Below are 11,705 nucleotides of genomic sequence, written 5' to 3' on the forward strand. Positions count from 1 at the left end.
CCTGGGGAGAAAAAAACCGCTAAATTTCACGAGCGGTGCTTCCCGGGGTGCCAAAGGGCTGGCCAAATGACGCTGGAAACGCTATCGAATGCTTGAAATTTCCCGTTTCATTAAGCCTATGCCAAACTAACCCGCATATAGACAAGGTGAAAACTCTCTAATGGCCGATTGGCAGTCCCTCGATCCCGAGGCCGCTCGTGAAGCGGAAAAATATGAAAACCCTATTCCTAGCCGTGAACTGATCCTGGCGCATCTCGCCGATCGGGGTTCGCCTGCTAGCCGCGAGCAGTTGGTCGAAGAGTTCGGTCTGACCACCGAGGACCAACTCGAAGCCCTGCGCCGCCGTCTGCGCGCCATGGAGCGCGACGCTCAACTGATCTACACCCGGCGCGGCACCTATGCGCCGGTGGACAAGCTCGACCTGATCCTCGGCCGCATCGCCGGTCACCGTGACGGCTTCGGCTTCCTGATCCCGGACGATGGCAGCGACGACCTGTTCATGAGCCCGGCGCAAATGCGCCTGGTGTTCGACGGTGACCGGGCCCTGGCTCGCGTGTCCGGCCTGGACCGCCGCGGTCGCCGTGAAGGCGTGATCGTCGAAGTGGTGTCCCGCGCCCATGAAAGCATCGTTGGCCGTTACTTCGAAGAAGGCGGCATCGGTTTCGTTGTGCCGGATAACCCGAAGGTCCAGCAGGAAGTGCTGATTACTCCGGGCCGTAATGGCGCCGCGAAGGTGGGTCAGTTCGTCGAGGTGAAAATCACCCACTGGCCCACTGCGCGCTTCCAGCCCCAGGGCGATATCGTTGAAGTGGTCGGCAACTACATGGCGCCGGGCATGGAGATCGACGTTGCGCTGCGCACCTACGACATTCCTCACGTCTGGCCCGACGCTGTGCTCAAGGAAGCCGCCAAGCTCAAGCCGGAAGTCGAAGAGAAAGATAAAGAAAAACGCATCGACTTGCGCCATCTGCCGTTCGTCACCATCGACGGCGAAGATGCCCGCGACTTCGACGATGCGGTGTACTGCGAAGCCAAGCCCGGGAAGCTGCGCCTGTTCTCCGGCGGCTGGAAGTTGTTCGTCGCGATTGCCGACGTGTCCAGCTACGTGAAGATCGGTTCGGCCCTGGATAACGAAGCCCAGGTGCGCGGCAACTCCGTGTATTTCCCTGAACGCGTGATTCCGATGCTGCCTGAGCAGCTGTCCAACGGCCTGTGCTCGCTGAACCCGAAAGTCGACCGTTTGGCCATGGTGTGCGAGATGACCATCTCCAAAACCGGCGAAATGACCGACTACCAGTTCTACGAAGCGGTGATCCACTCCCAGGCGCGCCTGACCTACAACAAGGTCAGCACCATCCTGGAAACGCCGAAGACCAGTGAAGCCAAGGCCCTGCGTACCGAATACGCTGGCGTGGTGCCGCACCTCAAGCAACTGTACGCGCTGTACAAGGTGTTGCTGGGTGCCCGTCACGTGCGTGGCGCGATCGATTTCGAGACCCAGGAAACCCGGATTGTCTTCGGTTCCGAGCGCAAGATCGCCGCGATCACCCCGACCACCCGTAACGATGCGCACAAGCTGATCGAAGAGTGCATGCTGGCGGCCAACGTGGCCACCGCCGAATTCCTCAAGAAACACGAGATTCCGGCGTTGTACCGCGTGCACGACGGCCCGCCGCCGGAGCGCCTGGAAAAACTGCGCGCCTTCCTTGGCGAGCTCGGCCTGTCCCTGCACAAAGGCAAGGACGGTCCGACGCCGAAGGACTACCAGGCACTGCTGGCCAGCATCAAGGACCGTCCGGATTACCATGTGATCCAGACCGTGATGCTGCGCTCCCTGAGCCAGGCGGTGTACAGCGCCGACAACCAGGGCCACTTCGGTCTGAATTACGAGGCGTACACCCACTTCACCTCGCCGATCCGCCGTTATCCGGACCTGCTCACGCACCGCGCGATCCGCAGCGTGATCCATTCCAAGCAGAACACCCCGCACGTCAAGCGCGCCGGTGCCATGACCATTCCGAAGGCACGGATCTATCCGTACGACGAAGCGGCTCTGGAACAGTTGGGCGAGCAGTGTTCCATGAGCGAGCGCCGTGCCGACGAAGCGACCCGCGACGTGGTGAACTGGCTCAAGTGCGAGTTCATGAAGGATCGCGTGGGCGAGTCGTTCCCTGGCGTGATCACGGCTGTGACCGGCTTTGGTCTGTTCGTCGAACTGACCGATATCTATGTCGAGGGCCTGGTGCACGTCACCGCCTTGCCGGGCGATTACTACCACTTTGATCCTGTGCATCACCGCCTGGCGGGCGAGCGCACCGGCCGCAGCTTCCGCCTGGGCGACACCGTGGAAGTGCAGGTCATGCGCGTCGATCTCGACGAGCGCAAGATCGACTTCGGCATGTCCGACAAGCCGGCCGAAGCACCGACTGGCCGTAAAAAGCGCGGCAGCGAGACCGCAGCGCCTGCGACCAAAGGCAGAGGTAAAGGTGCTCCTGCAAAAACCGCAGAGCCTGAGCCAGCCAAGGCCGGTCGCCGTTCGTCTGCCAAGGACAAGGCTCCCGAAGCCTACCGCCCCAGCGACGCAGCGGCGAAAAACGCCGAGCTGCGCAAGAGTCGCGAGTTGAAACAGCAGTTGCTCAACGAAGCCAAAAGCGGTGGTAAAGCGGCGTCTGGGGGAAAGTCCCACGGGGCGGAAAAGTCGTCGAGCAAGCCAAGCAAACACCGTAAAGGCCCGCCAAAAGCGGGTTCGGCCCCCGCGAAAAGCGGCGGGTCGCGCAAACCTAAGGCCAAGTCATGAGTCTGGAAAAAATCTACGGCGTGCACGCCGTAGAAGCCCTGCTGCGTCACCACCCCAAGCGTGTCAAGCAAGTGTGGTTGGCGGAAGGTCGCAGCGAGCCGCGTGTGCAAGCGCTGGTCGAACTGGCTACCCAAAACAAGGTTGCCATCGGTCAGGCCGAGCGTCGTGAAATGGACGCGTGGGTCGAGGGCGTTCACCAGGGCGTGGTCGCGGACGTCAGTCCGAGCCAGGTCTGGGGCGAGGCCATGCTCGACGAGCTGCTCGACCGTACCGAAGGCGCGCCGCTGTTGCTGGTGCTGGACGGCGTGACCGATCCCCACAACCTCGGCGCCTGCCTGCGTTCGGCGGATGCCGCCGGAGCATTGGCGGTCATCGTGCCCAAGGACAAGTCGGCGACGTTGACGCCGGTGGTGCGTAAAGTCGCTTGCGGCGCGGCGGAAGTGATTCCGTTGGTGGCGGTGACCAACCTGGCGCGCACCCTGGAAAAACTCCAGCAGCGCGGCCTGTGGGTCGTCGGTACGGCGGGCGAGGCCGAGGTCAGCATCTATGACCAGGACCTGACGGGCCCGACGATCCTGATCATGGGCGCCGAAGGCAAGGGCATGCGCCGCCTGACCCGCGAGCATTGCGACTATCTGGTCAAGCTGCCGATGGCCGGCAGCGTCAGCAGCCTCAACGTCTCGGTGGCCACCGGCGTGTGCCTGTTCGAGGCGCTGCGCCAGCGTAGCGTCAAGGCTGTCGCCAAAAAGCCCTGATCTTGCGGTAGCCCCTAATGTGGGAGCGAGCTTGCTCGCGATAGCGGTGTATCAGTGGACGCAAATGTCGACTGGCACGCCGCTATCGCGAGCAAGCTCGCTCCCACATTGTTTTTTGTGTGTAGGGCGCGCGCGAGGGTTGTTCAAATAATCGCCAATTGCCTTGCGCCGCCTTCGCCCCTTCTCTACAATTGCGCCCCTTGCTGTGATGGCAGGCACTTATGTGTCTAGCGTCCTCAAGTCCATAAGTGTCATTCACTCCTTGTCTGACCGTTTTTGAGCGGCAGGCTACAACCCGTAAGGAGCATTCATGCGTCATTACGAAATCATCTTTTTGGTCCACCCGGATCAAAGCGAGCAAGTCGGCGGCATGGTTGAGCGTTACACCAAGCTGATCGAAGAAGACGGCGGCAAAATCCACCGTCTGGAAGATTGGGGCCGTCGTCAACTGGCCTACGCAATCAACAATGTTCACAAGGCTCACTACGTGATGCTGAACGTTGAGTGCACTGGCAAGGCCCTGGCCGAGCTGGAAGACAACTTCCGCTACAACGATGCAGTGATCCGTAACCTGGTCATCCGTCGCGAAGAAGCCGTCACTGGCCAATCCGAGATGCTCAAGGCTGAAGAAAACCGCAGTGAGCGCCGTGAGCGTCGCGACCGTCCTGAGCACTCTGACAGCGCCGATGGCGATGACAGCGATAGCGACAGCGACAACAGCGATAACGCTGACGAGTAATCCACGGACCTTTTAAGGAGCCAATCACATGGCACGTTTCTTCCGTCGTCGTAAATTCTGCCGCTTCACCGCTGAAGACGTGAAAGAGATCGATTACAAAGATCTCAACACTCTGAAAGCCTACGTATCCGAGACCGGCAAAATCGTTCCAAGCCGTATCACCGGTACCAAAGCTCGTTATCAGCGTCAGCTGGCCACCGCTATCAAGCGCGCCCGCTTCCTGGCCCTGCTGGCCTACACCGACAGCCACGGCCGCTGAGACCGGGCAGTCGACGAGTAGTAAGGGATTGAATGCATGCGCGCCTTAGCTGAGTTCATCATGCGCGGTCGTATGCAGGCCACTCTGGTAGTGGCTGGATGCGCGGCATTGCCGTTGTTGTATTGGTTGGGTGCTGCCGCCGGGAGTCTCGTACTCCTGCGGCGCGGATTGAGGGACGCCTTGGGCGTTCTTGCTCTGGGACTGCTGCCGGCCTTGCTCTGGTGGCTGTATTCCGCGGACCCGCGTGCAGTCATGGTGCTGCTGGGGACTTCGGCGCTGGCGTTGGTGTTGCGCGCTAGCGAATCCTGGAACCGCGTGCTGCTGGTCAGCATAGCGATAGGCGTGGTGTTTTCAGTGGTGCTCGGGGTGGCTTTCGCACCCCAGATCGAGATGCTGTCGCAGGCTTTGATAAAAATCCTGCCCGAGGCGCTCGGTGATCTCTACCAGCAGATGTCGGTAGAAGAGCAGGCGCGTTTCGCGTCCCTGATCGCCCCCGTCCTGACCGGACTGATTGCGGCCTTGTTGCAAATCGTCAGTGTGCTGAGCCTGGTTATCGGGCGCTACTGGCAGGCGTTGTTGTACAACCCGGGTGGTTTTGGTCGCGAGTTTCGCGCCATCCGTTTCCCGCTTGGGCTGGCGATGTTGCTGCTGGCGGGCATGCTTCTGGGGCCGAACTTCGGTCCGCAGATGGCGATGCTCACGCCGTTGTGCAGTGTACCGCTGGTCTTTGCCGCCCTGGCCCTGATTCACGGGCTGGTGGCGCAAAAGCGACTGGCCAGGTTCTGGCTGGTGGGGCTGTACGTCACGTTGTTGCTGTTCATGCAACTGATCTATCCGTTGCTGGTGGTCTTGGCCATCGTCGACAGCCTGATTGATTTTCGCGGTCGTATGGCGCCGAAAGACGCCGACAACGCGAACGGTGAAGGTTAAAAGTTAGAGGATTTTCACATGCAACTGATCCTTCTGGAAAAAATCGCCAACCTGGGCAACCTGGGCGATAAAGTAAACGTTAAGGCCGGCTACGGTCGTAACTACCTGCTGCCTTTCGGCAAAGCCACCGCTGCGACCGCTGCCAACCTGGCTGCGTTCGAAGAGCGTCGCGCTGAGCTGGAAAAAGCCGCCGCAGACCGTAAAGCATCGGCTGAAAGCCGTGCTGCCCAACTGGCCGAGCTGGAAGTGACCATCACTGCCACCGCTGGCGACGAAGGCAAGCTGTTCGGTTCGATCGGTACTCACGACATCGCTGACGCACTGACCGCCTCCGGCGTTGAAGTTGCGAAAAGCGAAGTTCGTCTGCCGAACGGCACCATCCGCAACGTAGGCGAATTCGACGTAGCCGTGCACCTGCACGCCGAAGTTGAAGCCACCGTACGCGTTGTCGTGGTAGCAGCCTAAGCAACACCTGTCGGCTGGCACCCTCGGGTGCTTGCCGGTAACATCGGGCACGATCCTGTTTACAGGTCGTGCCCTTTGTCTTTCTGCAATTCCTGATTTTCATAACCAGACGTGGCCATGAACGAAATCACCGCCCCCGAGCAATACGATCTGCAAACCGCTGCCCTGAAGGTGCCTCCGCATTCCATCGAGGCCGAACAGGCCGTGCTGGGCGGCCTGATGTTGGATAACAACGCCTGGGAACGTGTGCTCGATCAAGTCTCCGATGGCGATTTCTACCGGCATGACCACCGCCTGATTTTCCGTGCGATCGCCCGTCTGGCCGATCAGAACATGCCGATCGACGTCGTGACCCTGGCTGAGCAATTGGACAAGGAAGGGCAGACGTCGCAGGTCGGCGGCCTGGGTTACCTGGGTGAACTGGCGAAAAACACGCCGTCGGTCGCCAACATCAAGGCCTATGCCCAGATCGTGCGCGAGCGGGCGACCTTGCGCCAGTTGATCGGCATCAGCACCGAGATCGCCGACAGCGCCTTCAACCCGGAAGGCCGCACCGCCGCCGAGATCCTTGACGAAGCCGAGCGGCAGATCTTCCAGATCGCCGAGGCCCGGCCAAAAACCGGCGGCCCGGTGAGCGTCAACGACCTGCTGACCAAGGCCATCGACCGCATCGACACCTTGTTCAACACCGACAACGCCATCACCGGCCTGTCCACCGGCTACACCGACCTCGACGAGAAGACCAGCGGCCTGCAACCGTCCGACCTGATCATCGTCGCCGGCCGTCCGTCCATGGGTAAGACCACCTTTGCAATGAACCTGGTGGAAAACGCCGTGCTGCGCAGCGACAAGGCGGTGCTGGTGTACTCCCTCGAGATGCCAGGCGAATCGCTGATCATGCGTATGCTCTCGTCCCTGGGGCGTATCGACCAGACCAAGGTCCGTTCCGGCCAACTGGAAGATGACGACTGGCCGCGCCTCACCTCGGCGGTCAACCTGCTCAACGACCGCAAGCTGTTCATCGATGATACGGCGGGCATCAGCCCCTCGGAAATGCGCGCCCGGACCCGGCGCCTGGTGCGTGAGCACGGCGACATTGCGCTGATCATGATCGACTACCTGCAATTGATGCAGATCCCCGGTTCCAGCGGCGACAACCGGACCAACGAGATTTCCGAGATCTCCCGGTCCCTCAAGGCCCTGGCCAAGGAATTCAACTGCCCGGTGGTGGCCCTGTCCCAGTTGAACCGTTCCCTGGAGCAGCGCCCCAACAAGCGTCCGGTGAACTCCGACTTGCGGGAATCCGGAGCGATCGAGCAGGACGCCGACGTGATCATGTTCGTCTACCGGGACGAGGTGTATCACCCCGAGACCGAACACAAGGGCATTGCCGAAATCATCATCGGCAAGCAGCGGAACGGCCCGATCGGCTTTATCCGCCTGGCGTTCATCGGCAAATACACGCGTTTCGAAAACCTGGCGCCGGGTAGCTACAATTTTGATGACGACGAATAACCTGTTCTTTTGATCCGCCTTTGTGGCGAGGGAGCTTGCTCCCGCTGGGCTGCGAAGCAGACCCAGTTGCACTGTAATCGAGGTGTGTGGGATATCCGGCTGCTGCGCAGCCGGACGGGAGCAAGCTCCCTCGCCACAATTGATCAAATTTTGTGCTATATTCCGCGCCCGCGATTTTTCATCCTTTATACCGGTCATCGACATGCAAGCAGCCAAGCCGTTATTTGACTATCCCAAGTACTGGGCCGAATGTTTCGGCCCGGCGCCGTTCCTGCCCATGAGCAGGGAGGAGATGGATCAGCTCGGCTGGGATTCGTGCGACATCATCATCGTGACCGGTGATGCCTACGTCGATCACCCGTCGTTCGGCATGGCGATCATTGGCCGTTTGCTGGAGGCCCAGGGCTTCCGTGTCGGGATCATTGCCCAGCCGAACTGGCAGTCCAAAGACGACTTCATGAAGCTTGGCGAGCCCAACCTGTTTTTCGGTGTCGCGGCCGGCAACATGGACTCGATGATCAACCGCTACACCGCCGACAAGAAAATCCGCTCCGACGACGCCTACACCCCGGGTGGTTTGGCGGGCAAACGGCCGGACCGTGCGAGCCTGGTCTATAGCCAGCGCTGCAAGGAAGCCTACAAGCATGTACCGATCGTGCTCGGCGGCATCGAAGCGTCCCTGCGCCGCATCGCTCACTACGATTACTGGCAGGACCGGGTGCGCAACTCGATCCTGATCGATGCCTGCGCCGACATCCTGCTCTACGGCAACGCCGAGCGGGCGATTGTCGAAGTCGCCCAGCGCCTGTCTTACGGCCACAAGATCGAAGACATCACCGATGTGCGCGGCACCGCGTTTATCCGTCGTGACACGCCGCAAGGCTGGTACGAAGTCGATTCCACGCGCATTGACCGTCCGGGCAAGATCGACAAGATCATCAACCCGTACGTGAATACCCAGGACACCGCAGCCTGCGCCATCGAGCAAGAGAAGGGTCCGGTTGAAGACCCGAGCGAAGCCAAGGTCGTACAGATCCTGGCGAGCCCGAAGATGACCCGCGACAAGACCGTGATCCGCCTGCCATCGGTGGAAAAGGTCCGTGGCGACGCGGTGCTCTACGCCCACGCCAACCGCGTGCTGCACCTGGAAACCAACCCGGGCAACGCCCGTGCGCTGGTGCAGAAGCACGGCGAAGTCGACGTCTGGTTCAACCCGCCGCCCATTCCGATGACCACCGAAGAAATGGACTACGTGTTTGGCATGCCTTACGCACGTGTTCCCCATCCGGCGTACGGCAAGGAGAAGATCCCGGCCTACGAGATGATCCGTTTCTCGGTGAACATCATGCGCGGCTGCTTTGGTGGCTGCACCTTCTGCTCGATCACCGAGCACGAAGGCCGGATCATCCAGAACCGTTCCGAAGAGTCGATCATTCGCGAGATCGAAGAGATCCGCGACAAGGTTCCGGGCTTCACCGGAGTCATTTCCGACCTCGGCGGCCCGACCGCGAACATGTACCGCATTGCCTGCAAGAGCCCGGAAATCGAATCCGCGTGCCGCAAGCCGTCCTGTGTGTTCCCTGGCATTTGCCCGAACCTGAACACCGACCATTCTTCGCTGATCCAGCTGTACCGCAGCGCCCGGGCCTTGCCTGGGGTGAAGAAGATTCTGATCGCTTCTGGCCTGCGCTACGACCTGGCGGTCGAGTCGCCGGAATACGTCAAGGAGCTGGTGACCCACCACGTCGGCGGTTACCTGAAGATCGCCCCGGAACACACCGAGGAAGGTCCGCTCAACCAGATGATGAAGCCGGGCATCGGCAGCTATGACAAGTTCAAGCGGATGTTCGAGAAGTACACCAAGGAAGCCGGGAAAGAGCAGTACCTGATTCCGTACTTCATCGCCGCCCACCCGGGCACCACCGACGAAGACATGATGAACCTGGCGCTGTGGCTCAAGGGCAACGGCTTCCGGGCCGACCAGGTGCAGGCGTTCTATCCGTCGCCGATGGCCACCGCCACCGCCATGTATCACTCGGGCAAGAATCCGCTGCGCAAGGTCACCTACAAGAGCGACGGGGTGACCATCGTCAAGAGCGAGGAGCAGCGCCGCTTGCACAAGGCTTTCCTGCGGTATCACGACCCGAAAGGCTGGCCGATGCTGCGCGAAGCGTTGACCCGCATGGGCCGCGCCGACCTGATTGGGCCGGGCAAGAACCAGTTGATTCCGTTGCACCAGCCGGCCACCGACAGCTACCAGAGCGCCCGTCGCAAGAACTCGACGCCAGCCGGCAGCCACAAGGTGGGCAAGGAAACCACCAAGATCCTGACCCAGCACACCGGCCTGCCGCCGCGAGCCAGCGACGGTGGCAACCCATGGGACAAGCGCGAGCAGGCCAAGGCCGCGGCATTCGCCCGCAACCAGCAAGCCGCCAAGGAACGCAAGGATGCCGCCAAGGGCAAGGGACCGAAACCAGCGCGCAAGCCCGTCGTGCCGCGCTGATCGCCCTGCCGCCTCGCAAAACGCCAGCCTTGAGTGCTGGCGTTTTGCTTTCTGGCGGCGGTGCTGGCCGTTTGTTATCGTGGCGCCCGCATAGCCTTTGTGGCGAGGGAGCTTGCTCCCGCTGGGCTGCGAAGCGGCCCCAAACAATCCCATACAAGGTTTCCAGATAGACCGTGCCGCCCGGTTTACGACGGCTTCGCAGCCGAGCGGGAGCAAGCTCCCTCGCCACAGTATTGTGTGTGGATAAAGACTTACTTTTTCCGATTCTCAAGGACGATTCATATGAGCACTCCGTTACCCGGCATCGGCATGGACAGCAGCATCTCTCAAATGATGGCCCGCCGCCGCATTGAAAGCCAAATCAACCTGCCACGCCTGTTTGCCTCCATTGATGCCGATCCGAGTATTGTCGGTGCAGGCGTGGTGTATATCGACGCCGAGTTCAATGTAGTGACCCTGCGTGAGTTCAAGCCGATCTGCAGCATCAAGCCCAAGCGGATCATTCTGCGCGAGGCGCAGAAATACATCGCGCCGGCTCAGTTCGCTCAGCAGGTCCAGGACAATCCACGGGAATCGCGATTGGTCGGCGAAGCGATCAATACGTCCTTGTCGTGCGCGGGGGCCGTTATCGGTTGGGTCGTGGTACTCAGCGGTTCTGTAGCTATCCCATTTTCAGCAGGGGCCAGCACCGCGATTGCTGTGTTGGGTTATACCGCCGCCGCGGCCAGCACTGCGCAATGTTTTGCGAGCGGTTATCGCATGCGCAATGAAATCAGTAACCCGGCACTAAACGATCAGCTCGACAGTGAGGCGTGGTACCAGAACACCATGATTGTGCTGGATGCCGCGGCGTTGGTTGGGGTCGGGGCATCGTCGCTGACGACTCTCAAACTGGTCAGATTGAATAAAGCTGCCACGGGCAAAAGTGTGAGGGAGGTGCTCCGGGGCCTGAACCGACAGGAGCGAGCAAAACTGACCAAAGAATTGCTGAGTATCAATGACCCTCGCCTGACCTCCAAACTGCTCAAACTCAAGCAGTTGTCTGGCGAGCTACCCAAGCGCTTTACGCCCACTCAAGTCAGGCATGCCACCGTCACACAGATTCGGGATGCCTTGGGAGCTGCCATCGGCTTCACTGGAAGCGCGATTTCCGGGAATGTCCGGACCATTGCAGTGGGGTTGTACGAGGAGATCGAAGAATGAATGGACAGCCCAGTGTTCGGGTTTTTCTCATCCAATATTTTCCGGTCTTCATGGGCGCGATATTTGCCTCGGTCTTCGCTCTGGTTTTTGCTGTTCCCCTTTTTTTTGAAAGTTATTTTCAAGATCTTTCATTGGCGGATAACGTGAAGTGGTCTTTTTTTGGGGGCGTCGCGCTTACGCTTGTCATCGTGCATTGCAACTTCATGATTGCTCGTGGGCGCCCCGTTTGGATGTGGCCGATGGTTGGGGTCTTGGGGCTGTGTTTTTTTGGCGTCCTGCCCACGATCGCTTATCGGCCTGATAGGTTGATTTACAGTTTGAGCCTGCTGTTCCCGTTGCTTGCGTTGCTGCTGCTCAACAGCAGACGCCACCGGGAGATGCGCGGCAAACTGGTAGAAGTCCGCCGTCAGCGCGAACTCATCATCCAGGCCGCCAAGGCCCCACGCCCGCGCCGTTGAGTCAATTCGCACGGCCAGCGCCGCATTTATGTGCATTGCGTTGCAGATGAATTCGGGCATCGCGCGTTTTTAGTGCTCTAC

The 11,705-nt window shown here is 60.3% G+C and carries 10 protein-coding genes; all 10 read left to right on the forward strand.

What is annotated here, in order from left to right; translation table 11 throughout:
- Positions 1 to 160: 160 nt before the first annotated feature.
- The 10 genes from rnr (at position 161) to J3P85_RS02530 (ending at position 11,624) form a co-directional block, all read left to right on the forward strand.
- A complete protein-coding gene (gene rnr, locus J3P85_RS02485; protein ID WP_411386344.1) occupies positions 161 to 2,797 on the forward strand; it encodes a ribonuclease R in 2,637 nt (878 codons plus the stop codon).
- Entirely contained in the window at positions 2,794 to 3,552 is a 759-nt protein-coding gene (rlmB, locus tag J3P85_RS02490) for a 23S rRNA (guanosine(2251)-2'-O)-methyltransferase RlmB (RefSeq protein WP_060739416.1), read from the forward strand. Before rnr ends, rlmB begins: the two co-directional genes overlap by 4 nt.
- 310 nt (positions 3,553 to 3,862) lie before the next feature.
- The gene (rpsF, locus tag J3P85_RS02495) at positions 3,863 to 4,291 is read left to right on the forward strand and encodes a 30S ribosomal protein S6 (protein WP_003186395.1); all 429 of its coding nucleotides are present in this window, start codon (positions 3,863 to 3,865) and stop codon (positions 4,289 to 4,291) included.
- A gap of 28 nt (positions 4,292 to 4,319) precedes the next feature.
- Positions 4,320 to 4,550: a 30S ribosomal protein S18 gene (rpsR, locus tag J3P85_RS02500; protein WP_002551829.1), complete on the forward strand. Its 231-nt coding sequence runs from the start codon at positions 4,320 to 4,322 to the stop codon at positions 4,548 to 4,550.
- A gap of 36 nt (positions 4,551 to 4,586) precedes the next feature.
- Complete coding sequence (locus J3P85_RS02505; RefSeq protein ID WP_024618455.1) at positions 4,587 to 5,480, forward strand: hypothetical protein; 894 nt, start codon at positions 4,587 to 4,589, stop codon at positions 5,478 to 5,480.
- An 18-nt stretch (positions 5,481 to 5,498) separates the two neighbouring features.
- Positions 5,499 to 5,945, forward strand: coding sequence for a 50S ribosomal protein L9 (gene rplI, locus J3P85_RS02510; RefSeq protein WP_003186385.1), 447 nt, complete (start codon positions 5,499 to 5,501; stop codon positions 5,943 to 5,945).
- 117 nt (positions 5,946 to 6,062) lie between these two features.
- A complete protein-coding gene (dnaB, locus tag J3P85_RS02515) occupies positions 6,063 to 7,460 on the forward strand; it encodes a replicative DNA helicase (protein ID WP_027911801.1) in 1,398 nt (465 codons plus the stop codon).
- A 202-nt stretch (positions 7,461 to 7,662) separates the two neighbouring features.
- Positions 7,663 to 9,963: a YgiQ family radical SAM protein gene (locus tag J3P85_RS02520; protein ID WP_186707857.1), complete on the forward strand. Its 2,301-nt coding sequence runs from the start codon at positions 7,663 to 7,665 to the stop codon at positions 9,961 to 9,963.
- Positions 9,964 to 10,245: 282 nt separating this feature from the next.
- On the forward strand, positions 10,246 to 11,166 hold the full coding sequence (locus J3P85_RS02525) for an NAD synthetase (RefSeq protein ID WP_434704782.1): 921 nt from the start codon (positions 10,246 to 10,248) through the stop codon (positions 11,164 to 11,166).
- Complete coding sequence (locus tag J3P85_RS02530) at positions 11,163 to 11,624, forward strand: hypothetical protein (RefSeq protein WP_434572732.1); 462 nt, start codon at positions 11,163 to 11,165, stop codon at positions 11,622 to 11,624. Before J3P85_RS02525 ends, J3P85_RS02530 begins: the two co-directional genes overlap by 4 nt.
- Positions 11,625 to 11,705: the final 81 nt, after the last annotated feature.

Source organism: Pseudomonas sp. Z1-12, assembly GCF_051132015.1.
Taxonomy (GTDB): Bacteria; Pseudomonadota; Gammaproteobacteria; order Pseudomonadales; family Pseudomonadaceae; genus Aquipseudomonas; species Aquipseudomonas zanjanensis.

Bases quoted from the DNA above. Each gene is read 5' to 3' on its own strand.
- rnr (WP_411386344.1), top strand. From the start codon at position 161: ATGGCCGATTGGCAGTCCCTCGATCCCGAGGCCGCTCGTGAAGCGGAA.
- rlmB (WP_060739416.1), top strand. From the start codon at position 2,794: ATGAGTCTGGAAAAAATCTACGGCGTGCACGCCGTAGAAGCCCTGCTG.
- rpsF (WP_003186395.1), top strand. From the start codon at position 3,863: ATGCGTCATTACGAAATCATCTTTTTGGTCCACCCGGATCAAAGCGAG.
- rpsR (WP_002551829.1), top strand. From the start codon at position 4,320: ATGGCACGTTTCTTCCGTCGTCGTAAATTCTGCCGCTTCACCGCTGAA.
- J3P85_RS02505 (WP_024618455.1), top strand. From the start codon at position 4,587: ATGCGCGCCTTAGCTGAGTTCATCATGCGCGGTCGTATGCAGGCCACT.
- rplI (WP_003186385.1), top strand. From the start codon at position 5,499: ATGCAACTGATCCTTCTGGAAAAAATCGCCAACCTGGGCAACCTGGGC.
- dnaB (WP_027911801.1), top strand. From the start codon at position 6,063: ATGAACGAAATCACCGCCCCCGAGCAATACGATCTGCAAACCGCTGCC.
- J3P85_RS02520 (WP_186707857.1), top strand. From the start codon at position 7,663: ATGCAAGCAGCCAAGCCGTTATTTGACTATCCCAAGTACTGGGCCGAA.
- J3P85_RS02525 (WP_434704782.1), top strand. From the start codon at position 10,246: ATGAGCACTCCGTTACCCGGCATCGGCATGGACAGCAGCATCTCTCAA.
- J3P85_RS02530 (WP_434572732.1), top strand. From the start codon at position 11,163: ATGAATGGACAGCCCAGTGTTCGGGTTTTTCTCATCCAATATTTTCCG.